This window comes from Veillonella sp. VA137 (assembly GCF_003992015.1).
GTDB lineage: Bacteria > Bacillota > Negativicutes > Veillonellales > Veillonellaceae > F0422.
This window is the reverse complement of the sequence record NZ_RQVK01000013.1, coordinates 13,864-38,117: the sequence shown is the minus strand read 5'-3', so window position 1 is coordinate 38,117 and position 24,254 is coordinate 13,864. Positions and strand designations below refer to the sequence as shown.

Genomic DNA, 24,254 nt, shown 5'->3' with positions numbered 1-24,254 from the left:
TTATTTTTTAGCGTCAGCAAATTTTTGCATAACACCATGTTTTTTGAACAAGGAGCGAACAGTATCAGTAGGTTGTGCACCTTTACCCAACCATTCTAATGCTTTCTCTTCGTCAATATTAACGATTGCTGGGTTTTTAGTAGCATCGTATTGACCTACTGTATCAACTGGACGGCCTTCGCGTGGAGCGCGGGAGTCAGCAACAACGATACGATAGAAAGGAGCTTTTTTAGCACCTAAACGAGTTAAACGGATTTTTAACATTCTTCTTTCACCTCCTTAAATAGAATATTATCCCATGAACGGTAATTTAGGGAACATACCCTTCTTACCTTTGCTCATAGACTGCATTTGCTTCATAAACTTGCGAGCATCCTCAAATTGTTTAATTAACTGATTCACTCGCTGTACTGTTGTACCAGAACCTGCCGCAATACGTTTGCGACGAGATCCATTCAATATATTAGGATTCGTACGTTCCGCCATCGTCATAGATTTGATGATAGCTTCAATTTGACGCACTTCTTTATTATCTAAGTCAAATCCAGCTAACTGGTCTTTCAATTTACCCATACCAGGCAGCATACCCAAGATATTTTGCAAAGGCCCCAGTTTGCGAATTTGATTCATTTGTGCCAAGAAATCGTCTAGGGTAAAGCTATTTTTGGCCATCTTTTCAGCCATTTTTTTCGCTTCTTCTTCATCGATAGAACTTTGCACATTTTCAATCAATGTTTTGAAATCGCCTAAATCAAGAATACGAGATGCCATGCGATCCGGATGGAATACTTCTAAGCCGTCCATCTTTTCGCTAGTACCAGTAAATTTAATAGGTGTTCCTGTTACTGCTTTAATAGAAAGCGCTGCACCACCACGGGCATCACCATCCATTTTTGTTAGAATGACACCATCTAGACCCAAGTAATTATTAAATGCTTCAGCTGTCCCCACCGCATCTTGCCCGATCATGGCATCCACCACTAGCAAGATTTCATGAGGTTTTACTTCAGCCTTGATATTAGCGAGTTCATCCATCAATGTTTCATCAATGGCTAAGCGGCCTGCTGTATCGATGATGACAATATCTTTGAACAAGCGTTTTGCCTCTTCAATACCAGCTTTAGCAATCTCAACTGGATTTGCACCCGGCGTTTCATTTGCAAATACAGGAACGTCGATTTGAGCCCCCACTACTTGTAATTGTTTAATCGCTGCTGGACGATACACATCGGCTGCTACTAGCATCGGGTTCTTACCTTGTTTACGAAGATGTACAGACAACTTTCCAGCCGTAGTCGTTTTACCCGCACCTTGCAAGCCTACCAACATAATGATAGTCGGTGCCTTAGGAGAAATCATAATACGACTTTCCGTGCCACCTAGTAACTCTGTCAATTCGTCATTCACAATTTTAATGACCGTTTGCGCAGGGTTCAAAGAACCAAACACTTCCTCACCCAAGGCTTTATCCTTGATACGGGCAATGAAATCTTTCGCTACTCCAAAGTTTACGTCTGCTTCTAGCAAAGCAAACCGAACTTGTCGCAACGCTAGGTTAACATCTTCTTCAGAAATTTTACCTTTTCCCTTTAAGGATGCAAAGGCTTCTTGTAATTTATGCGTTAAATTTTCAAAAGCCATACTAGCCCTCCAATTGTGTTAATAATGATTGAATCGATTCAGATGTTATGGCAGCAGATGCTAGCTCTTCTTTAATCTGTTTCACAATCTTTCGCCGTAGTAAATATTGTTCAATGAGGTGTAATTTTTGTTCATACCCCTCCATACTAGCTTTCGCCCGTTCAATATTGTCGTGCACTGCTTGTCTTGAGACACGCAACTCTTCTGCAATTTCACCTAATGACATATCATCTTCATGATGCAAAGTATAACACTCTCGTTGCCGCTCCGTCAGCAAAGATCCATAAAAATCTAACAACAAACTAATTGTCATTCGTTCTTCCATGGTCCCTCCTTCTAAGCGTTTTTGAAAGCATTATCTGTCAAGCAAAAAATATTTACACCCCATATTACCAATATTTACCTAACTTGTCAATAGTTGTAAAGTAAATTACCTTTACATACAAAATAATCTATACCACAACATCTTATATTTTGTATTGCATCGCGTCTTATGGTAATTCATTTTTTATATTTTGTTTCCTATTTTCGAGCATACATGTTTCACCTATTCCTCAACAGGTACTGTAATTTTAGATAAATAGTCTTCACGTTTTATCTCTGTCCAATAATTCCGTACTGGTTCTATATATACGGAACCAGCAATTTGTAATCCCTCATAAGATAAATAACTACTCACTTTATCGTACATCCACTGCGCCTGCTCTTCATAAAGACCCGTATAAAACATTTCTAGATACATCCCTCTAGGACGAGTAACAATCTCCATGTCTCCTTCATAATCAAACCCTACATCTGTACAATAATGGCTGTACTTGATGATATCGCCCTGTTCGTAGTCTTCTCCATCGATAGCCATACCAATTTGAATGGCTTTAAAAGGCACTTCCTCTATAAGCCTAGCTTGATGTTCTAACAAAGTAAATAACTTTTTCTTCCCTGTTTCTGTTGCATCATACGTGGTTAGTGCATAGAAAGATTCTTCTTTCATACCAAAGAACAATCTATTTTTAGGTATTTTTAAATATCGTTCTAAGTTAAATAAGGTTCTCTCTAAATTCATCTTATTCGTATATAAATCGTTAATCTCTCGATCAAAGCCATAGCGTGCATCTTCTAATAAGGTTTTCAACATACCTGGGCCGCGATGTTCCACATAATCTTGAATATCTTTCAAGGATAGATTTAGTTTTTTTAGGGTCAGAATAATCTCTAATCGATAGCATTCCTCTAATGTGTAATAGCGGTATCCATTCTCTTCTATTTTTGCAGGAAGAAACAATCCTAATTTTTCATAATATAAGATCGTTTGTTTTGATATGCCATAAATTTTCGACACATCTCCAATCGTCATATAAATATTTCGCATAGATACTATCCTTTCTACTGTATTTCCGACAGGTCTTTAAGTTTTCTAACCAGTTTACTACATGTAACACCTCTAACGCCTGTAATGCATGTAATGCCTTTTATACTCATATCGCTTATAATACATTTACAATATTTGCCATCTCTGTATTATCTGTAATCTTTATAATACTTCTTTTATTTCATTTCCTGTAATATATAAGCGTTTTATAAAAACTAAACTACAGGTATATAGTTTTAACTACACCTATACTATAGCATAACTATGGGCTTTTTAATATATTGAGCTTCATTCATGTATTTTTATCTATTATTAAATTAATTCTCATAAAAAAGTCTAGTCCAGAACCTTTTAAGTTCTATAAACCTTATACTATCAATGGTTAATGACAGATATGAAAAATTTTAAAAATAATTCTTTTTATTTGTTGACTCTACCACAACCATATACTTTATTATAATAACAGAGGACAGGTACTAGATGTACAGGAGTTCTCAATGAGCAAGTTAATAAGTATAAACTATATTGTAAAAGGAGGCTATTCCTATGGCATGTGGACACAAAGGTCGCGAATTTTACGCGAACGATCCAGAAAAATTAGCACGCTACGATATGGCAATGCGTCATATTGAAGCAGCTCGTGAAGAAGGTCAATCTTCCGAGGAAATCCATGCTATGTTCAACCGCATTATGAGCGGCAACACAGCTGGTAAATGTAAGCACAAAAAAGGTTGATTCAAATACGTACGCCCATACTATTAGAATATACCCCAACCTTTGAGTGAAATAGATAGGACGATGTCCGAAACAAAACCCCAACTCTTCTTCCCTTGAGTTGGGGTTCTATTTTTGTGTTAAAACTATTACTGATCACTCTTATATACATAATTCCAGCATTTTGTATAATATCCACAAAAAGGACTATAGCAAATCGTACCTAGTTCGTATTTATTATAGTCCTTTTCTATTGTATGACATACGGTGAATGTTCATGTAAGTCCTATTACATAGATATTACAATAAAGTTATGAACTTCTCCGGATCATCATATAGGCTGATGATTACACTTTTGCACGTTTTAACCGCAATGCATTACTTACCACAGTAACAGAGCTAAATGCCATGGCGGTTCCGGCAATGATAGGGCTCAAATACCCTATGGCTGCCAATGGAATACCAATGCAGTTAAAGATCAATGCCCAGAATAAATTTTGTTTAATATTTGTCATCGTTTTACGACTAATCGTCACGGCTTGTACTAAGGTGCGCAAATCATTTCGCACTAATACGATATCCGCCGCCTCAATGGCTACGTCCGTACCATGACCGATACCAAATCCAATATCTGCTAGCGCTAAAGCTGGCGCATCATTGATACCATCTCCCACCATGCCAACGGATTTTCCTTGACTTTGTAATGTGGCGATGGTATTTGCTTTATCTTGTGGCAGTACTTCCGCTACTACGTGAGTAATTCCTGCTTGGGCAGCTATATAGTTCGCTGTGCGCGCATTGTCTCCTGTGACCATCCACACATCGATGCCTTGCTCTTGTAAAGCCTTTACAACCTCAGGAGTTTCTGGACGCAATGTATCTGCTACAGCCCAAATACCGTGTACTGTGCCGTCTACTAACAAGACGGATACAGAATTGCCTTGTTCTTCCAGACTGTGGATCTCCGCTTGCCATGGCGTGATATCAACACCTAGTTCTTGCATCCATCGAGTATGACCAACCCGAATCAATTTATCCGCTATACGTCCTTCCAATCCTTTTCCTGGAATATCTTGGAAGTCTTTTACGATCATTTGTGGCACGCCTTTGCTAGCACCGTATTTAGCAATGGCTTGTGCAATAGGGTGAGTAGAACCTTTTTCAAGATTCACTGTGAAAGCCAAGTTATACATTTCATCACCTGCTGTATATATCACTTTCGTAACAGATAGCTTTCCTTCTGTTAAAGTCCCAGTTTTATCCATGATGATGGCATTGATATGACCTGCTTTTTCTAAAAATTCTGCGCTTTTAATAAGCACACCATGTTCTGCCCCAAGGCCTGAACCTACCATGATGGATGTGGGTGTCGCCAACCCCAAGGCGCACGGGCAGGCAATTACAAGCACAGCTGTGCCATATAATAAAGCTTCTCCTACCGTAGATCCTAATGCAAAATACCAAATAATCATGGTAAGAATGGCAATACCGATGACTACCGGCACAAAATAGGATGCTACCACATCCGCGATACGCTGAATGCTCGCTTTAGATGCTTGCGCTTGTTCCACTACTTTGATGATTTGGGATAACATAGTTTCCTCCCCAATAGCAGTGGCTTTCATAATAAATGTGCCCGACATGTTAACTGTGGCGCCTATGACTTGACTAGACTGGCCTTTTTCTACAGGTACGCTTTCACCTGTCAGCATAGCCTCATCCACTGTGGAATGACCTTCTAAAATAATTCCATCTACTGGCACTTTTTCGCCAGCACGTACTTGGATCTTGTCACCTAGGACAATCTCCTTCGTAGGAATATCCATCCACTCCCCATTGCGTTCCACATGGGCCTCGCTAGGTTGTAATGCCACTAATTTTTGAATGGCCTCAGACGTACGGCCCTTAGCGATATCCTCTAATAATTTACCTAGCAAAATAAATGTAATAAGCCACGCAGAGGTTTCAAAATAGAGATCATGATTCCCTACCGCCATTTGGTAAATACTAAATCCATATGCTACAGAAGTCCCCAATGCTACTAGTACATCCATAGTGAGTGTACCACTCCGAACGGCCCCAAAAGCACCCGTGTAAAAAATCCAACCTGTACCAAATTGAGCAATCGTAGCTAACACCAATTCAATCTCATGAGACAACATAGGCCAATGCCATAGATAGTGTCCCACCATGGATACCATCATAGGGATAGACATGAGCGCTGCCACGCCTAGTCGTATATATTGTTTTTTATGGGATGGCGGTTCTACCATCACACCTTCATCCGCAGCCACATGCGCACCAAAGCCTATTTTTTCAATGGCTGCAATCACTTCTGCAGCACCAATCGCAGTATCTTCCGTGTAGGTCACTGTTCCTTTATTTGTCAGCAAATTGACTTTCACATCTTCTACACCATCTAATTTGCTAACTGCTTTTTCTACACGCCCTACACAAGCTGCACAGTGCATGCCTATAATAGAAAACTCTTCTTTACGCATAGTTCCTCCTCATAATATATACATTCATCTGAAAGGTATCTAAATTCCTTGATATGAATATATTAACATATATCCTATCTTTTTTTCTAGTATATACCCTATACAAATTTAACAGTATATTTCTTATACAAATCTTGCAGTATGTGGCTTACACCGATTTGATAGCTATCGATTGTCTAACCCACCGTATTTACACAAACTACTGTCTCTAGTCTATGTTACACTGTCCAAACATACAGGCCTGACACTCTATATTTCATATAGCAACAGTGTTCCACTAACTTGTGTTATACTATAAGTATTCAACGATTGTAAACTCATTTTTATTATTCTTATCCAGGAGTTCCTATGTCAGACATTCCACAATCTTATATCACCATAGCCAATGAATTTAGAACTGAATATATTATCGAAAAGTCACGTTTCATTTCTACTATCGCTCCTGTTACTACTGAAGCAGAAGCACAAGCTTTCATCCAACGTATATCCAAAGAATTTTGGGATGCTACTCACAACTGTACAGCTTATGCTATTGGTCCTCGCCAAGAACAACAGCGTTCTTCTGACAATGGGGAGCCATCTGGCACAGCTGGAAAGCCAATGTTAGAAGTATTAAAAAAGACGGGAATCACCAATGTAGCTGTCGTAGTGACTCGCTATTTTGGTGGCATTAAATTAGGTGCAGGGGGCCTCATTCGTGCCTACTCTCATAGTGCAGCCAAGGCTGTTCAAGAAGGGCCTAAACAACTCATTGCACCACGTCAAATTGTAACTATCTCCATAGATTATTCTAACTTTGGAGCCATAGAGCGCCAACTACAAACTCTAGAGGTTCACTATACAGCATCGTTTACAGATCTAGTATCTATTGAAATCTACGTAGAACCAGAAGCTGTAACTGCCCTCGAAACAGATTTGACCAACCTAACCGGGGGCAATCTAACTTGGCAATTGCAAGAAGTTCGCATGGTAGAATTACCATATGTTGCTGATATAGCTGAAAACTGATGTTTAGATGTCACATATATGCAATTGGTAATAGAATGCAACAAAAAACCACGGTGTCTTCCTTCACCGTGGTTTTTTGTGCTTCTTGTTGGAGTCCTCTATATAAAGGGAAAGTACGCTAAATTAATTGTTGCAGCATTCTGCTACAAATACTTCTACAACTTCTTCATCTTGTAATTCAGAAGTCCAAGGATGTGGCCAGCCTTTAATGCTATTATCTTTGCATTGGCTTGCTTCACATGCTTCTAAACGATGTTCTTTTAAATTTTCTATCCATGCTGATACTAAACTCATATTAGTTACTTCCTTCCTTGTATATACACCCTAAAGTGTATGTTCTTATTGCATGTCTGTAGTATACAAGAGTCTAGACCATTTGTGAAATGACAGATAGTTATTATCTCATAAACTATTTTTTATAATACTTTTTATAGTCTTTTTATTAAATCGAATTTAATTATAACTAACATGCATATCGTCCATAACTTTTTGACGTTTATTTGACGATTTTTAATGATAGAGAAAACAAAAGAGCACACATGCCAGCATATGTGCTCTTGTCTGTGGCGGAGGATTAGGGATTCGAACCCTAGCGCCGGTAACCCGACCTAACGATTTAGCAAACCGTCCTCTTCAGCCTCTTGAGTAATCCTCCACGATACCCATTAAGGATATCACAAGTTGATTCTATTTGTCAATCATTTTTTATAATTCATAGCCAACTTCTACAACTTCAACTTCTCCAGAGTTCGGATGCATCATTAGTCCATGGACTGCCACATCCTTTGGAATCAATGGATTCATGCGAAGCATGCTCACTGTTTCTTGTACATTATCTACTGGATGAGAGAAACCATCTGCCCAATGCTCTAATTCGTGACGCACCATTTGAATCGCCTCAGGTGCTACACCACGTGATAACATAGCCTTGGTTAAGCTTTCAGAAGTCGTTTTTGCCATGCCACATTCGTAGTGACCAATGACAAAAATTTCAGATACGCCTAACTCATAAATACACACAAGCAAACTACGTACCACGCTATCAAACATGCCTGAAATGGAGTTGCCCGCCGATTTAATCACCTTTGCATGACCCCGTTCAATGCCGAGAGCTTGCTCCATAAAATTCACCAATCTCGTATCCATACACGTCAAAATTGCAATTTCACGAGTTGGCACCTTACTTACTGTTGGAGCCTCGCCCCCATGTTCTTGGGTGGTGCTGTCCAAAAATTCTCGATTATGTCGTAATATTTCATTTAATAAGTTCATCATTCACCTCTTATCGTATACGTTTTTTATAATGTTGTGAATTGCCTTGCTGTTTCCAACCTACACGATCACCAATAGACATAACACGACGAGTTAAACACTCTTTACATTGGTCTGCATTATCATCCACACATGGCTTATTATCATATAATAAATACTTCGCACGATGCTCTGGTACTGTAATGATTGGCATTAAGATATTCGCTCCAGCCGCCAATCCTTTTTCACGACCTAATTTGTCTAAAGCTTGCAATGCTGTGGTAGCTGCAATATTAACATCTTTTAAGAATAGACGTGTTAAGGCAATCATTTTTAATCCTAACTGCACCCGCTCTAGTTTACCCTCTTGTGAGTCTATGCCTAATTCCAAAGCACGTTGCCCTAGAGGAGTATCATGATGCACCACATAGGGTCCCATTCCAATCATATCGATGTCCATATCACGATAGAATAAAATGTCGTTAACCAAATCATCCAACGTTTGTCCTGGAAGTCCGATCATTACGCCTGTACCTACTTGAAAGCCTACCTTGCGCAAAGACTTCAAGCAATTCACACGTGTCTCAAAGGAATGCAATGCATCCTTTGGATGGATCATCTCAAATAATTCTTTATTCGTCGTTTCAATGCGAAGAAGATATCGGTCTGCACCAGCCTCACGCATACGTCGGTATGCTTCTTCCGATTGCTCCCCTACACACATGGTGATGCCTAGCTCATTGTTGCTTAACTTTTTAATATCGCGAATTAAATCCACCACATAATCTACAAAGCCATCATCCGTGCGTTCTCCGGACTGTAATGTTAAAGAGCCATACTCATGGTCGTAGGCCCATTGTGCCATTTTTAATACGTCATCACGAGACATATCAAATCGTTCTGTCTTGCTGTTTTCATGTCGGATACCACAATATAAACAGTTTTTGATACAACGATTGGAAAACTCAATGAGTCCACGGTAATAGGCTACCTTATCTACATAAGCAGCTTTTACCTCATAGGCTTTTTTATATATTTTTTGTAATTCTCCCTCATCCGTAATGGTCATGAGAAATCGTAACTCCTCTTCCGTTAACCACTCGTCTCCGACAAGGTCTTTTTGTAAAATGCTATCTACTGTCATAATTCCTCTATTAGAACACATGTAATACTTATAATTCCTTACGATAGGCAATGGTAATTGACCCATCTATAGCTGTAGGCAAAGGATCCAATACAAATCCTTTTAATTCTTTTGGTAACTGTGAAAGTTCTGTCACTTGATGTTCACAGATATAATGTGCCAATGAGCCACGCATTTGTTTTGATGATGTACTAAGCTGCTTCCACACACCATTACGATGCTCTAAAAATTCTATGGTTACCATCTTAGGATGGTTAATCCATTTAGAATATTCCTTAGATGCCAAATTGATTATCCAATCTTCCTCACCTACAGCGGCATCCACTAAAGGTTGCCACCAGGCATAGAGATTTGTTTTTTTCTCTTTCAATACAGGATCAATTAAATCCAGCCGATATCCTTTGATACCACTATTAGGGGCTACTAAGCCATACAAGGCAGACCCTATCCATACATGGGTATTGGCGAATGCTTTTCCTTCCTCTGAAAGTCCATCATAATTAAAATTTTTGAAAGATAGCCCGTCATAGCTAAGCGCCGCCATACCTTCTACTTCCTTGTCATAGTTTTGATAAAAAGCATATACTTCATCTAAAACTGTATCTTTTATCTTCAAAGCCTTTCCTAGTGCTTCTTTTGACATGCCTTGCATGTGTTCCACAATTTGTTCCGTCATATGTGGTGCAAACTGAGGTGCACTTGATGTGCCTTTTATATCTTTTGTTTTACTAGGGGATATAATAATTTTCATAATATTCCTCTACTTAATTAACATTATTATCATTATATATAAAATATCTATCAAGAATACAGTACATCCATACAACAGCACTTGTATCCTACAGCCTTCACAATAGATTCTGCGATTATATCATATTTATTAAGTATACCATATATCGAAGAGTTTTAATATAAAAAGACGGGCTAATTTGCCCGTCATTCATCATTTTTGTTATATAAGCTACCTTTAAACTTGTTACTAATTTTCTAAGCTTTTTATTTACAAACTAAAGTTGTTCATGACAATGTTTACATTTTGTAGCAACTTTAAGTACTGTTTCTCCACAATATGGACAAGACTTATATTTATCTGGCTCTGCCTTAACCTTATCAGAAGACATCATAATAGAATGTATAATAGCAACTATCCATAGCAATATTCCGTAAATAGCAAATAAACTAAATGATCTACCTTTTCTATGAGCAATATTTGCAGGAAGCAACATTATCATAGCAAGAACCACACATTCTGCTAAATATTGTCCAAAATGATTAATGCGATATAATCCAGTATAAAATGGATCTAGTAAAAATCCACAGATAATAAACGCAACAATAAGCCAAACTATATTCAATACTATAATCATAACCATTTCCTCCCTCTAATTTTCTACAACTTAGAATTACGTCTAACAATTGTATTATAACACAAAACCCCTCGAACACAAGTGTTCAAGGGGCTCTTGACTAGCGAATCAATTATTTCAATTCGATTGTTGCGCCAGCTTCTTCTAATTTAGCTTTTAAAGCTTCAGCGTCAGCAGCTGCTACGCCTTCTTTAACAGCAGCAGGAGCGCCGTCAACGATAGCTTTAGCTTCTTTTAAGCCTAAACCAGTAGCTTCACGTACAACTTTGATTACGTTGATTTTGGAAGCACCAGCGTCTTTAAGAATTACGTCGAATTCGGATTTAGCGTCAGCACCGCCAGCAGCAGCACCAGCAGCAGCTACAGCTACAGGAGCAGCAGCAGTTACGCCGAATTTGTCTTCGATTGCTTTTACAAGATCGTTAAGTTCTAAAATAGTTGCAGTTTCTAATTCAGCAACGATGTTTTCGATGTTCAATGCCATGATTGATATCCTCCATTTTTGATATATGTTTTCTTAGTTAATTGTGTTGCTATTATGCAACAGTTTCGTCTTTTGCTTCCGCAACAGCTTTTACTGCGTACGCTACATTGCGAACTGGAGCTTGAAGCACGGAAAGAAGCATGGAAAGCATACCTTCGCGGTTCGGCAAGTTTGCAATTTCTTGTACTTTTGCAGCGTCAAGAACTTCACCTTCCACAATACCAGCTTTAACAGTTAAAGCTTCAGTTTTTGTGTCTTTAATGAAGTTTTCAAGAATACGAGCTGGAGCTACAGCGTCTGTGCTAGAAGTTGCCAATGCAGTAGGACCTTCTAAATGCTCAGAGAAAGCTTCGTAACCTAATTCGTTAGCAGCGATGCGAGTCAAAGTATTTTTGATTACTTTGTATTCTACACCTTCAGCCAAGAATTTACGACGAAGATCTGTTACTTGAGCAACAGTCAAACCGCTATAACCAACTAATACAGCACCTTTCGCTTGAGAAAGAGTTTCTTTCATTTGAGCTACAACTGCTTGTTTTTGTTGAGTGACAGCCATTAGAATACCTCCTTGTAGATTTTTGGTGATTTTCTATGTACTATCTTAGCGTAAAAACGACCTCAACGAAGACGTTGAGGTCGAGAACCATTCCATAATAGATTGGATTCAGCCTCAGCGGGCGAGTTTCCTCATTAAATCAAATGATGCCAGCCGTCTACAGCTAAGAGAACATATATAATTATTGTTCCTTGCTAGTGCTTGTTAATTTAAACACGTTCATAGGAACGCCAGGACCCATAGTGGAGCTAAGTGTCACAGTTTTAATGTATTGACCTTTAGCTGCTGCAGGTTTAGCTTTAACAATAGTATCAACGATTGTACGGAAATTGTCAAGTAATTTCGCATCATCGAAAGATGCTTTACCGATAGGACAAGCAATGATACCAGCTTTGTCTGTACGGTATTCGATTTTACCTGCTTTAATTTCGCTAACAGCACGAGCTACATCAGGTGTTACAGTACCAACTTTAGGGTTTGGCATTAAGCCTTTAGGACCTAAAATTTTACCTAAACGGCCAACTTGGCCCATCATGTCAGGAGTAGCTACAACAACATCGAAGTCGCTGAAACCACCTTGTACTTTTGCTACTAATTCTTCGGAACCAACGATATCTGCGCCAGCATCCTCAGCTTCTTTAATTTTGTCGCCTTTCGCAAATACGAGTACGCGTTGAGTTTTACCTGTACCATGTGGTAATACAACGGCACCACGAACTTGTTGATCAGCGTATTTAGGATCGACGTTCAAATTGAAAGCGATTTCGATTGTTTCGTCGAATTTTGCAGTGGCAGTTTTCTTAACTAATTCAATACCTTCTACTGGTTCGTAGAATTTATCTGCTTCGATAAGTTTTACTGCTTCAGCATATTTCTTACCTACTTTTGCCATTTTTATTCCTCCTTATGTGGTGTAACGGGATGTCCCTCCCACCGATATGTGAGTCACATACCGTACGCTAATTAATCAACGATTTCAATGCCCATGCTGCGTGCAGTACCTTCTACCATACGCATAGCTTGCTCAACAGTGTTAGCATTTAAGTCAGGCATTTTAAGTTCAGCGATTTCACGAACTTTATCGCGACCAACTTTAGCTACTTTATCACGGTTAGGTACTCCAGATCCTTTTGGGATACCTGCTGCTTTTTTCAATAAAACTGCAGCTGGTGGAGTTTTTGTGATGAAAGTGAAGCTTCTATCTTCGTATACAGTAATAACAACTGGGATGATAAGACCAGCTTGTTGAGCTGTTCTTTCGTTAAATTCTTTAACGAAGCCCATGATGTTAACACCTGCTTGACCCAAAGCTGGACCAATCGGTGGCGCTGGACTCGCTTTACCAGCCTCGCACTGTAATTTCACAACTTTACTAACTTTTTTAGCCATGGTGATTACACCTCCTTGCGTCAAAATGTGGTGGTAACGGAGCGAAATTGCCCCTCCCACTGGCAACCTCCCGGCCGCCTAAAAAGGTTAGAGTTATATAATATATTAAAGAATCTTCTCAACTTGAGAATATTCTACCTCTACTGGGGTTTCACGATTAAACATCTCTACATTCAAACGTAGTTTTGCATGATCGTGATTGATTTCAGTAATAACGCCTGTTCTATCTTCAAAGGCACCGGATGTAATTCGGACAGTTTCTCCTACTTCAACATCAAGAGTTTGTACTGGTTCTTGGTCTAAACCTTGAGACTTCAAGATATAGGCTACTTCAGAATCAGATAGTGGCACTGGTTTTGTTACCGAACCAACAAATCCTGTAACACCTGGTGTATTACGCACCACATACCAAGATTCGTCATTCACTTCCATTTCTACCAGCACATAGCCTGGAAAGACTTTGCGTTTTACTACTTTTTTTACGCCATCTTTTTCGTCGATTTCATCTTCCATTGGAATTAAGATGCGTGAAATCACATCTTCCATTCCCATCGCTTGAACTTTCAACTCCAAAGTGGTTTTTACTTTGTTTTCGTAGCCTGAGTAAGTATGTAAGACATACCACTTTTTATCTGTTCCCATTAAAAAAGCCTCCTACCTTACAGCACTCTTTAACAATTTAAAAAGTTCTGCAAATACTGTGTCAACGATACCAATAATAGCAGAAATTAAAATTACTGCTACAAATACGGCAATCGTATAGTTCACAAGCTCTTTTTTGGTAGGCCAGACTACTTTCTTGAGCTCAGAGCGCACTTCACGAACGAATTTACCGTTATTGTTTTGTTGTGCTTGAGCTTTTGAATTAGTTCCTGCCATGATATCACATTCCTCACGTCAACAAATAATTAACAATTATTTTGTTTCACGGTGTAACGTGTGTTTACCACAGAATTTACAGAATTTATTCATTTCAATACGATCTGGGTTATTTTTTTTGTTTTTGTTTGTCTGATAGTTACGTTGCTTGCATTCAGTACAAGCCATAGTTACTGCGTTACGCATCAGTTTACACCTCTCTTTAAAGTGCCTAGACGGCTATTACTTCATAAACATACTAATATAGACTACCACAAGTGGAAGCCTATGTCAAATGCAATCTAAAAAAGCCAGGCAATTCCTGACTCCTCTATTATTACATAGAACCTCGTAAATAGCAAGCAGTTACCTATGTAAATTATAAATTTTTCGTTTACAAATTTGAATGATAGGTCTATAATAAAAACATAATTTATCTCGTCTTATGGAACACTAGCTCAGCTGGCAGAGCATCTGACTCTTAATCAGAGGGTCCAGGGTTCGAACCCCTGGTGTTCCACCACGCCTAGAACCGTACAACAGTGCGGTTCTTTTGTTTTGTAACACTATAATTGATTGACGTAACTTTTTCAAGTTGACCCCATTTTGACCCCAGCTTGACCCCAGCTTGACCCCAGCTTACTTGATTCCTTGAAAAATGCACGTAGTCCACGGCTAGCTGTTTTGCTAATTCGTGAAACTACGTGCATTATTTTTATTCTGTTTCTAATATTCGTTGGGCTCGTTCTTTATCTTTCTTTACGATTTGCACGAACTCTTTAATCATTTCCCATTCATCTTCGTGGGCTCGTACTTGCCGTTGTTTCCGTTCTTCAGAGAATCCTTTTCTCCATCCAGTTTTTCGACCAGCTCCTTCACGAACACCACCCCAACCATTATTATTTTCAGTCATGTTTCGCACCTTCTCTTGTAAATATCATCTTTTTATTTTGCCCATTACCATAATTAATCTCTAATTCCCTAGATCCCATACATATGCGATACTTTAACAGCAAGAGGACTCGGAAATTAAAATAAATCATTTTCCCTATTTAAACACAATCCACTATATACAGTCAATAATTTCCTGTATAATACATCTAACATATATCATGGAAAGGATGTGAAAATAATGAACCCATTACATGAGGTCTTAACATTAAAGGAATGTGCTGAGCTTTGGCATGTTTCCGTCGATACATTAAAACAAAAATGCATCGGTAGGGTAAAAGGGGATTTGGCTTTCACTCAAGAAGAATGTCGCCAATCAGGTAAGACGTGGCTTGTTACCCGTAAAGCTATGACTCGCTTATACGGAGAACCGCCTCAAAATATAGTATAAAATCATAATATGGTATAGAGCCTATACAAAAGGACTGCAACTCTACATAAGTTACAGTCCTTTTACTTTATAACACCAATGCCCCTACAACACCACCTACTAGCAAGGTAATGTCATAAAATATAAATGTGGGCACGCAAGTATCCCATATATGATTGTGTTGTCCATCTGCATTAAGCCCCGATGTAGGTCCCAATGTAGAATCCGATGCAGGTGATCCCGCATCCCCTAATGCAGCTGCTATACCGATTAATAAGATGATAGCCGGTACTGAAAAACCTAAATGTAATCCCATAGGAATATATATGGATGCAATGACCGGAATGGTACCAAAAGATGTACCGATACCCATAGTAATGAGCAAGCCAACGATAAGCATCACGATAGCCCCTACTAATTTAGAATCAATAATAGATACTGTGGCTGATACTAAATGTTCTACAGAGTTTGTTTCTCGCAATACATTCGCATAACCTGCAGCAATTAACATAACAAATGCTATGGTCCCCATCATGCGAATACCACCATCCACATCTTCATCCATTTTAGACCATTTGATAAGTCCCGTAGCAAAGAATACAGCTAGTCCTGCCAACGCACCAATTGGTAAAGATTTAAAATACAGTTGTGCCACAAAAGCCACCGCTGCTCCTGCTAATCCTTTCCAACAATCCGTCGTCATACGAGTTGTATGCTCTGTAGATTCTTCTTGCTCCACCGCAATATCTTCATACTCACGATTTCGACTATAGTACACAATGGCAAGTAATAATCCTACCACCATGGATATGCCACCAATCCACATAACAGAAGCTATATCTGAAATCGATACATTCACACCGTTCGCTACCATTTGATCTTTGATAATAGTCATAAATAGCAAACCAAAGCCAACTGGCAATGATACATACGGCGCTTTCAGTCCAAATGTTAAGGCGCACGCCACCGCTCTACGGTCTATTTTCATACGATTCATCACCACTAATAGGGGTGGAATCAAAATAGGAATGAAGGCAATGTGCACAGGAATTAAGTTTTGTGAAAAACAGGATACAAAGGCGATGAGCAATGTAAATGCCACTTTTTTTGTACCTACAATATTCGTAATCTTTTTAGTGACTACTGTGGCTAGCCCAGATCGACCAATAACAATGGCTAAGGCGCCCAATAAAATATAACTAAATGCAGTCTCTGAGTTGCCACCCATACCACCGATTAAGGATTCGATGGTAGTGGTTACCGTCATGCCACCTGCCAAGCCTGCTACTAAGGAAGCTACGATAACCGATAATAACACGTTAAATCGCAGCAAACACAGAATCGACATGGCGATGACTGATAACACTATGGGGTTTAACACTATATCCATTTAGGATCTCCTTCTTTTGTACTTACTCGGCTTGGAGCAACTGTTCTAGGTACGTCCGTTCCCACACATCTCCATAGCCATCTAATTGTTGCAATGCTATTGTACCATAGGTGTCCAAACTTTCAGAAAAAGCTTGATTCACCTCTGCACTAGGATACTCAGTTTTGAGGAAACAAATAGCCCAATGCACACGACCAACTTCTTGTCCATGTTGCTCGACCACACCATGAGATTGGGCAGATTCCAAATAGGATACAGCTGTCTGCGCATCTCCTTTAATTCGGGCTAACAAACCAAGGTATGCCTCAATAGTCGGTCTTCGTCGACTTATGGTATATTGCAAGCATAATTCATAGGACTGTTGAAAATAGGTGGATGCTACTTCATATTCCTGCAATGCAAAAGCTGTCATACCCGCATTGGTGGCAAATACAATCCACGAACTATATAGCTCTGCTTTATCGCAATAGTCCAGTGCTTTTTGATACATCTCTAATGCCGTCTCCAGACGAGATTGACTTTTTCCAATATCTCCTAAATAGTTATAGGCCGCCGCGATATTAATAGCATATCTGCGGGCCACAGTTTGGGTTACCGAGAATAATCGTATGGATTCCTCTAAGAGGGGAATTGCCTGTTCTGGCTGACCTTCCATAATGAAAGCCAATGCTTTCAGTCTTAATATAACCCCGATCTCCTTTTTGAAATGGTACTGCTCTGCCAATGCAAGAGCCTTTGTGGTATATTGATGTATCTCTAGAACATGACGCTTTTGCAAATGGTAATAGATAAGCTCTTTGTAGGCTTTCAATGTATAGTTCGCTGCATCTTGGAGTTTACTTTCTTCTAGTAACTCTTGAAAGTATCGTACACCCCCACCTGCATCGCCTCGACTCATAAAATACTTACCAACACCATATAAATAGGGCAATTCCAAAGCCTTCATTTCCGGTGTATCACCATATAATGCATAGGCATGTTCCAAATCATCTTCAATTTCTCGCAATGCCTTCTGTGTGGCCTCTCCCATAAAATACCCTGCATAGACAGAAGATAATTCCCCTACGCCAAGTTCTGGAGAGGCATCTTTATTAAAGTTCAAATAATGCATAAAAGATTTTAATTTATACATCAAAGCTTTTTGGTATTGTCCTGCTTCACGGAAATGAAATTCTAATTGCTTATAGCGAATCATATCTTCCTTGGAGTGTGTTAACCGTTTTTCCCAGGCTTCCCCCAAATAGGCATGCAAAATTTGACGGCGATCGATAGCCATTTGATCCCGTAAATACTCTTTGCACTTGAATTGCTTTAAACTATATTGCACTTCACCATGTTGTGTACGGTAATCAATGAATCCTTTTCTTTCCAACTCCTCTAAAGTTTGCAACAGACGCAGTTTATCCAAGCCCATATATTGTTCAATCATCCCTAATGGTGCTTCATTATAGAATAAACTGATAAACTCCGCCAATTTACGTTCTTCTTCAGATAACGCATCGCATTTCTTGCTATAGAGCAGTTCCATATCTTTAGTCAAACCATAAATGGAACCATACTCTTTCCATAGTTGCATACTTTCTATGAGCACTAACAGATTGCCTCGACTGACTTCCACTAATTGATCCACTATATCTGTGTCCTGTAACGTAGGTTCTCGGTCTAAGATAAAAGCTCGCATCCGTTCATCTGGTAAAGGCAACAAGAAAATACTTTGCAATGCTTTCTGCTGTTCTAAACTTTGCAAGGTTCGTTGATGCATGCCTTTTACTTCCTCTACGTCAGTAACAATGATCATAAGACGTTCAGACCTATGATGTAACAGCAATAAACTTAACAAAGAAAAACTTAAGGAGTCCATCCATTGCACATCTTCAAAGATCAATGTAAAAGGAATTTCTTCCGACACCTGTTCTAGCAAATTTGATACTGCTTGGTACACTACATCAAAAGGTAATGCTTCCGTTACTTCTAAAAAGCCCAAGTCTCGAGCCATACGGCGATCTAACTGTGGAAAGATTTCATAAATACGCCGTAATTCGATGTTTTCCAGACCTTGTAATTCGATTTCTTCAAGTATCTTTCCTACAATAGGAATCCACGCATGCAATAGCAAGCCTTGTTCCTCTTCATAACATTGGCTATCTAACACACATCTGTAGGGCTCTACTTTATCTCGTATATATTCTACGAGGCTCGTTTTACCGCTTCCCGTATCTCCTGTGATACGCAGAGCTAAGGGAGTATCTTCAAAGAAGTGCAAATACTTCTGCACCTCTCCTGCTTCTGCATCACGGCCCTTCAACATCGTATGTTCTACAAAGGACACTGCCTCTTGCTTTTGTACTTTTGATAAATGCATGGCTTCTCGAAGAGCGTTAGGTACACTTTCATCTAAATCATCTGCGTAAATACATTGCAGTTGATGGTATAACTGTTTCCCCATGGTCGTGAAACCTTGGCTCATAATCAGTTCCAAAATCGCACTAAACCGCTCTTCGTTATAGGGGTCATAGGACAATAGGACAGGAATATATCGCTCAATACAGGCGATATTTTTTTCCTCAATCCCTGCATCTACTAAATCATAGACCGCCTCCATGTATATAGATTTAAGACGACTTCGTTCCCCTAAATACCAATCTTCATAAGCCACTGCATCTTTTACATAAAATCCTTGTAAAAATTCCCCTTTGTAAATATCTATATATTGTTTAGGGTTCCTTTGAAACTGATGTACATCCACATAGATTTGTGTCGTAGGATTCCATTGTAATACAGCGTTCCTCGGTGATACAAATACATCTGCCCCCAATAGCTTTTTTGCCTCATAAATGGCATTTCTTAAGTTTTTTCTGGCATTGACCTCCGATTTTTCAGGCCACAATAAACCGCTAATTTCATCTCGGAGGGCTACTCCTTTTACCACCATATAATAAATGAGTGCTTGTACTTTTCCATAGGTAAAAAAGATATCTTTCCCATCTACTTGTATCCGTGGTGTCCCTAATAAATGAATTTCTATCCCCATATGATTTCCTTCATTCCATTATGATGGGTCTTATACCTTAGCAAGACCTAACAATCGTTGTTCCTCTACATCTAACACAGCTTCTATCTCTTCCATGCTATCTGCCAATTGTTTCACAAACTCTGCATCTTGTATAGATCCTAAATTGATTTTCACATTTAAAAAGGCACTCTTTACAGCAGCTCTTGCATTAATCGTAGCAATCATCCCATCCGTAATGGCATTGGTATTTCCTTTTACAATGACTGTTTCCGTCAAGGGTAATAAAGTATATGCTAATTTACCAATTTCATAAGGCACTAAGGCTGCTTGTTTCGTTGTACGTTGTATTTCAGCTTTACGAAATACTTTTTCTTCATCTGTTTCTTTTGGTAATTTGAAAGCTCCCATTAACTCCATAAAAGCAGCACTATCTTTATTAATATAGTGAACAAAGTCTTCTTTGACTTGGCTTACTTCTTTTTGAATAGCCTTCATCTCCTCATGGACCGCTTCGTATTTTGCATTCCCAATTGTTAAATTTGCTACCATTTCAATTAAAGCGGCCGCCATAGCGCCATTCATCGCCGCCACACTGCCACCTCCTGGGGCTGGTGCACTAGAACCAAGGTCACGAATAAACTCTAATACAGATGCGTTATGTAATTCCATCATTCCTCCTAAAACAATCCTTTAATAGTCCCTTCTGCTGTTACATCCATACCAAGAGCTGCTGGTTGTTTCGGTAACCCTGGCATGACCATAATATTGCTTGTTTGACACACAATAAATCCAGCCCCATTGGCAATTCGTACATCTTGCACAGTAATCGTAAAGTCTGTAGGGGCTCCTAGTAACTCCGGATTATCACTTAAGGAATATTGTGTTTTTGCCACACATACCGGTAAGTCTGCCAATCCCCATTCTTCCAATTGAGCAATTTGCTTTTTCGCTGCACTGGTAAATTCTACACCATTGCCACCATAAATTTCTTTTACAATAGCCGTTAACTTATTAGGAATACTATCTTTCACATCGTATAAAGCAGTTGGCTTGATATCTGTTCCTTCCAACATACCCATCACTTGTTTTGCCATATCAATACCGCCGGCTCCACCTTTTTCCCAGCATTCATTAAGGCTTACATCTACACCGTAATGATCACATAATTGCAATAATGCATCGATTTCAGCTGGTGTATCCGTAGCAAATTTATTAATACTCACTAATACTGGTAACCCAAAGGCTCTCATATTGGCGATTTGTTTCCCTAAATTCACAAAGCCCCGTTCTAGTGCTTTTACATTTTCTTTGGTTAACTCTGATTTTGGCACTCCTCCATGCATTTTTAAGGCGCGGATAGTGGCTACGATGACCACTGCATCAGGGAAGATGTCTCCATAATGACACTTAATATGCAAGAATTTCTCTGCTCCTAAATCCGCCCCAAATCCCGCTTCTGTAATGACTACATCGCCTAATTTTAATCCTAGCTTGGTAGCAATGATAGAGTTACATCCATGGGCAATATTCGCAAATGGACCACCATGGATCAATACTGGTGTATGTTCTAAGGTTTGTACTAAGTTAGGTTTGATAGCATCTTTCATGAGTAACGCCATGGCGCCTTCACAACCTAATTGGTGAACAAATACAGGATCTCCAGACAGGTTTGTACCAATGACAATACGACCAAATCGTGCTTTTAAATCTTCTAAATCACGAGCCAAGCATAAAATGGCCATAATTTCAGAGGCTACGGTAATCATGAAATGATCTTCCCGTGGTACACCACTCATAGGTCCACCCATGCCAATGACCACATTACGTAAAGCACGATCATTCATATCTAATACGCGTTTCCAACTAATACGACGCACATCGATTTGTAGTGCATTGCCTTGGAAAATATGATTATCAATCATTGCTGATAACAAGTTATTCGCCGCCGTTATGGCATGCATATCCCCTGTAAAATGAAGATTAATATCTTCCATTGGCACTACCTGCGCATATCCACCACCAGCAGCACCACCTTTGACACCGAATACTGGTCCTAAGGATGGTTCGCGCAATACAGCAATACTATTCACACCAATTTGTTGCAAAGCTTGTGTCAATCCAATAGTAGTGGTAGACTTGCCTTCTCCTGCTGGTGTAGGTGTGATGGCTGTAACTAGTACCAGCTTACCATTCGGTGTATCCTGTAAGCGTTCCATCGCATCAAAGGACACTTTTGCTTTATATTTTCCATATAATTCTAATTCATCTTCTGCTAAATTGCATCGTTTTGCAATTTCCACAATAGGTTCCATTTGTGCCTGTTGGGCAATTTCAATATCACTTAACATGTGTCTCCCTCCTTATGTATCGTCATGCACTTGCATGACTGTGACAACTTTACTACAATTCTTTATCTTTCCAAACTACCATACTTTTCACTAGTACTATAGTAAAGAAATAGTCTATTATGAACATCATACAACGAATTTACATATTTCGTCTATTAATAAATGCAAAAAACATATCTATAACAAGTTATAAAAACACCATATATACCTGTGAAAGATACATATGGTGTTTAGGTATTTTATATTCTATTATGCGTGGGTCTCCGCCATAGCTTCTAAGTGTTTTTGCTCTAACGCCGCTACTTCTTCATCTGTTAATGGATGCTCGATATGTCGACTCAATGTTTCTGCAGACACTTCATGTTCCCAACGGCCTACGATAGCCGCCGCAATGCAGTTACCCAACAAGTTACATACAGTACGACCCATATCTAACACACGGTCTATCCCCAAAATTAAAGCTAAGCCTTCCACTGGCAGTCCAAAAGCTGCACTAGTAGCTGCTACTACAATCAAGGAACCTCCTGGTACCCCTGCAATCCCTTTAGTAGATAACATCAAGGTAATCATCATTAAAATTTGTTGATCAATCGGAAATGGCACGCCATACACTTGTGCAATAAATACAACTGCTAATGCAGAATACAATGTAGAGCCATCTAAGTTAAATGTATAACCTAAAGGAAGTACAAAACTTACAATGTGATTAGGAATCCCCATCTTTTTCAATTTTTCCATAGCAATTGGTAAAGCGGCTTCTGATGCAGCTGTAGTAAATGCTAGGATAGTAGGCTCTTTCAGTGCGAAGAATAATTTAAATAAGTTCACTTTTGTTAAAGCCGATGCGATACCCAGTACGATGGCAAGGAACACAATTAGCCCCGCATATAAAGTAAACACTAATTTTAATAATGGAATCAGCATTTCAATCCCAAAGGCACCTACTGTATACGCAATAGCACCAAAAATACCAATAGGAGAAATATACATGACATAATGAGTTACTCTAAACATGATGTGGGCTATACTTTTTGATAAGTCTACAATTTGTTTTCCCTCTTTACCCAAACTTGCTGCTGCAATCGCAAACATACAGCTAAAGAAGATAATTTGTAACATATCTCCACGAGCCATGGCGTCAATAATATTCGTTGGGATGATATTCACTAACATTTGCACATGGTCCATTTGACCTTTAGAGGCTGCTTTGTTAACGATATCCGTAGCGCTACCACTAGCTGTCAAATTCACACCCACTCCGGGTTCTACTACATTCACAGCAAACAATGCAATAAATAATGCCAATGTAGTAGCTAATTCAAACCATAGAATCGCTTTTCCCCCAAGGCGGCCTAATTTTTTAAAATCCCCTGTGCCAGCAATACCCATGACTAGGGAGCTAAAAATTAAAGGTACTACGATCATTTTAATCATGCGAATAAATACATCACCTAAAGGCTTTAACTGTTTCGCAAAATCTGGTGCCACTGCACCTACTAGCACACCAGCCAAAAGACCGATGCCTATCCACCCGGACAGTCCAATTTTCTTTAACATAGTATAGAATCTCCTTTTTACATACCAATACTTGCTTAGGTTATATAAAAAGAGGCGATGGTGTACAAGTACAGAATGTCTCTTTCAGAACCTATCCTAAAATTCTATAGAGTGTATTATAACAAATCCTTTACAGAGATACAATAGTACAATTAGTGGATACAAAAATATTTTTTCAAAAAAATTTTATAAAAACTTTTTAATTTTGACATTCTTTTGACGTTTCTAGTTTATACTACACATAAAGAGTAACAACACTTTGATACTCTCTTTCTTGTGAAGTGATGTACGTATATTATAAACTCCTCAACTCCTTTATAGGGCCTCATAATATATGTATGCG

At 39.0% G+C, this 24,254-nt stretch carries 26 protein-coding genes and 2 tRNA genes; 4 read left to right on the top strand and 24 right to left on the bottom strand.

The features are described 5' to 3' along the window. The 4 genes from rpsP to EO116_RS06865 all read right to left on the bottom strand — a co-directional run bounded on the left by rpsP (position 1) and on the right by EO116_RS06865 (position 3,010). Positions 1–264: a 30S ribosomal protein S16 gene (rpsP, locus tag EO116_RS06880; RefSeq protein WP_009353289.1), complete on the bottom strand. Its 264-nt coding sequence runs from the start codon at positions 262–264 to the stop codon at positions 1–3. A gap of 27 nt (positions 265–291) precedes the next feature. Continuing rightward, on the bottom strand, positions 292–1,641 hold the full coding sequence (ffh, locus tag EO116_RS06875; RefSeq protein WP_127161197.1) for a signal recognition particle protein: 1,350 nt from the start codon (positions 1,639–1,641) through the stop codon (positions 292–294). A gap of 1 nt (position 1,642) precedes the next feature. Then, positions 1,643–1,966 (bottom strand): YlxM family DNA-binding protein, encoded by a 324-nt coding sequence (ylxM, locus tag EO116_RS06870; protein ID WP_127161196.1) that lies wholly within the window; start codon positions 1,964–1,966, stop codon positions 1,643–1,645. A gap of 222 nt (positions 1,967–2,188) precedes the next feature. Further along, complete coding sequence (locus EO116_RS06865; RefSeq protein ID WP_127161195.1) at positions 2,189–3,010, bottom strand: MerR family transcriptional regulator; 822 nt, start codon at positions 3,008–3,010, stop codon at positions 2,189–2,191. Positions 3,011–3,556: 546 nt separating this feature from the next. Between EO116_RS06865 and EO116_RS06860 the strand changes: the two genes are divergently transcribed. Continuing rightward, a complete protein-coding gene (locus EO116_RS06860; protein WP_009353434.1) occupies positions 3,557–3,745 on the top strand; it encodes a hypothetical protein in 189 nt (62 codons plus the stop codon). Between the two features lie 326 nt (positions 3,746–4,071). Here EO116_RS06860 and EO116_RS06855 read toward each other — a convergent pair whose 3' ends face one another. Then, entirely contained in the window at positions 4,072–6,225 is a 2,154-nt protein-coding gene (locus EO116_RS06855; protein WP_127161194.1) for a cation-translocating P-type ATPase, read from the bottom strand. Positions 6,226–6,573: 348 nt separating this feature from the next. Between EO116_RS06855 and EO116_RS06850 the strand changes: the two genes are divergently transcribed. Continuing rightward, on the top strand, positions 6,574–7,233 hold the full coding sequence (locus EO116_RS06850; protein ID WP_127161193.1) for a YigZ family protein: 660 nt from the start codon (positions 6,574–6,576) through the stop codon (positions 7,231–7,233). Positions 7,234–7,356: 123 nt separating this feature from the next. On the opposite strand, the gene EO116_RS08485 is transcribed toward EO116_RS06850, so the two are convergent. The 13 genes from EO116_RS08485 to rpmG all read right to left on the bottom strand — a co-directional run bounded on the left by EO116_RS08485 (position 7,357) and on the right by rpmG (position 14,489). Next, positions 7,357–7,527, bottom strand: a complete 171-nt coding sequence (locus EO116_RS08485; protein WP_164723833.1) for a hypothetical protein — start codon at positions 7,525–7,527, stop codon at positions 7,357–7,359. Positions 7,528–7,797: 270 nt separating this feature from the next. Continuing rightward, a tRNA-Ser gene (locus EO116_RS06845) sits at positions 7,798–7,888 on the bottom strand. A gap of 50 nt (positions 7,889–7,938) precedes the next feature. Further along, complete coding sequence (locus tag EO116_RS06840) at positions 7,939–8,505, bottom strand: carbonic anhydrase (RefSeq protein ID WP_127161192.1); 567 nt, start codon at positions 8,503–8,505, stop codon at positions 7,939–7,941. A 10-nt stretch (positions 8,506–8,515) separates the two neighbouring features. After that, positions 8,516–9,628, bottom strand: coding sequence for a [FeFe] hydrogenase H-cluster radical SAM maturase HydE (hydE, locus tag EO116_RS06835; RefSeq protein WP_127161191.1), 1,113 nt, complete (start codon positions 9,626–9,628; stop codon positions 8,516–8,518). A gap of 28 nt (positions 9,629–9,656) precedes the next feature. Beyond that, positions 9,657–10,379 carry a YaaA family protein gene (locus tag EO116_RS06830; RefSeq protein WP_127161190.1) on the bottom strand — a complete coding sequence of 241 codons (723 nt, stop codon included), beginning with the start codon at positions 10,377–10,379 and terminating at the stop codon, positions 9,657–9,659. Positions 10,380–10,635: 256 nt separating this feature from the next. Beyond that, positions 10,636–10,995, bottom strand: a complete 360-nt coding sequence (locus tag EO116_RS06825) for a hypothetical protein (RefSeq protein ID WP_127161189.1) — start codon at positions 10,993–10,995, stop codon at positions 10,636–10,638. 112 nt (positions 10,996–11,107) lie between these two features. After that, positions 11,108–11,479, bottom strand: a complete 372-nt coding sequence (gene rplL, locus EO116_RS06820; protein ID WP_009353354.1) for a 50S ribosomal protein L7/L12 — start codon at positions 11,477–11,479, stop codon at positions 11,108–11,110. Positions 11,480–11,531: 52 nt separating this feature from the next. Then, the gene (gene rplJ, locus EO116_RS06815; RefSeq protein ID WP_126939438.1) at positions 11,532–12,035 is read right to left on the bottom strand and encodes a 50S ribosomal protein L10; all 504 of its coding nucleotides are present in this window, start codon (positions 12,033–12,035) and stop codon (positions 11,532–11,534) included. 181 nt (positions 12,036–12,216) lie between these two features. After that, positions 12,217–12,927, bottom strand: coding sequence for a 50S ribosomal protein L1 (rplA, locus tag EO116_RS06810; protein WP_009353433.1), 711 nt, complete (start codon positions 12,925–12,927; stop codon positions 12,217–12,219). Between the two features lie 71 nt (positions 12,928–12,998). Beyond that, positions 12,999–13,424, bottom strand: coding sequence for a 50S ribosomal protein L11 (gene rplK / locus EO116_RS06805; protein WP_062401677.1), 426 nt, complete (start codon positions 13,422–13,424; stop codon positions 12,999–13,001). 105 nt (positions 13,425–13,529) lie between these two features. Beyond that, the gene (nusG, locus tag EO116_RS06800; RefSeq protein ID WP_009353394.1) at positions 13,530–14,066 is read right to left on the bottom strand and encodes a transcription termination/antitermination protein NusG; all 537 of its coding nucleotides are present in this window, start codon (positions 14,064–14,066) and stop codon (positions 13,530–13,532) included. Between the two features lie 12 nt (positions 14,067–14,078). After that, on the bottom strand, positions 14,079–14,303 hold the full coding sequence (secE, locus tag EO116_RS06795; RefSeq protein WP_127161188.1) for a preprotein translocase subunit SecE: 225 nt from the start codon (positions 14,301–14,303) through the stop codon (positions 14,079–14,081). Between the two features lie 36 nt (positions 14,304–14,339). Beyond that, positions 14,340–14,489, bottom strand: coding sequence for a 50S ribosomal protein L33 (gene rpmG, locus EO116_RS06790; RefSeq protein ID WP_062401675.1), 150 nt, complete (start codon positions 14,487–14,489; stop codon positions 14,340–14,342). Positions 14,490–14,729: 240 nt separating this feature from the next. Here rpmG and EO116_RS06785 point away from each other — a divergent pair. Beyond that, positions 14,730–14,805 (top strand) — tRNA-Lys (locus EO116_RS06785). Positions 14,806–14,997: 192 nt separating this feature from the next. Here EO116_RS06785 and EO116_RS06780 read toward each other — a convergent pair. Continuing rightward, the gene (locus EO116_RS06780) at positions 14,998–15,195 is read right to left on the bottom strand and encodes a hypothetical protein (RefSeq protein ID WP_127161187.1); all 198 of its coding nucleotides are present in this window, start codon (positions 15,193–15,195) and stop codon (positions 14,998–15,000) included. A gap of 219 nt (positions 15,196–15,414) precedes the next feature. Between EO116_RS06780 and EO116_RS06775 the strand changes: the two genes are divergently transcribed. Beyond that, the gene (locus EO116_RS06775; protein ID WP_127161186.1) at positions 15,415–15,624 is read left to right on the top strand and encodes a helix-turn-helix domain-containing protein; all 210 of its coding nucleotides are present in this window, start codon (positions 15,415–15,417) and stop codon (positions 15,622–15,624) included. Between the two features lie 67 nt (positions 15,625–15,691). On the opposite strand, the gene EO116_RS06770 is transcribed toward EO116_RS06775, so the two are convergent. From EO116_RS06770 to EO116_RS06750, 5 genes are all read right to left on the bottom strand, one after another. Next, positions 15,692–16,993, bottom strand: a complete 1,302-nt coding sequence (locus EO116_RS06770) for a Na+/H+ antiporter family protein (RefSeq protein WP_127161185.1) — start codon at positions 16,991–16,993, stop codon at positions 15,692–15,694. A gap of 22 nt (positions 16,994–17,015) precedes the next feature. After that, positions 17,016–20,024, bottom strand: a complete 3,009-nt coding sequence (locus EO116_RS06765; protein ID WP_127161184.1) for an AAA family ATPase — start codon at positions 20,022–20,024, stop codon at positions 17,016–17,018. Between the two features lie 30 nt (positions 20,025–20,054). Continuing rightward, positions 20,055–20,675: a cyclodeaminase/cyclohydrolase family protein gene (locus EO116_RS06760; protein WP_127161183.1), complete on the bottom strand. Its 621-nt coding sequence runs from the start codon at positions 20,673–20,675 to the stop codon at positions 20,055–20,057. 8 nt (positions 20,676–20,683) lie between these two features. Then, on the bottom strand, positions 20,684–22,354 hold the full coding sequence (locus EO116_RS06755) for a formate--tetrahydrofolate ligase (RefSeq protein WP_009353428.1): 1,671 nt from the start codon (positions 22,352–22,354) through the stop codon (positions 20,684–20,686). A 249-nt stretch (positions 22,355–22,603) separates the two neighbouring features. Then, positions 22,604–23,911: a dicarboxylate/amino acid:cation symporter gene (locus EO116_RS06750; RefSeq protein ID WP_127161182.1), complete on the bottom strand. Its 1,308-nt coding sequence runs from the start codon at positions 23,909–23,911 to the stop codon at positions 22,604–22,606. Positions 23,912–24,254: the final 343 nt, after the last annotated feature.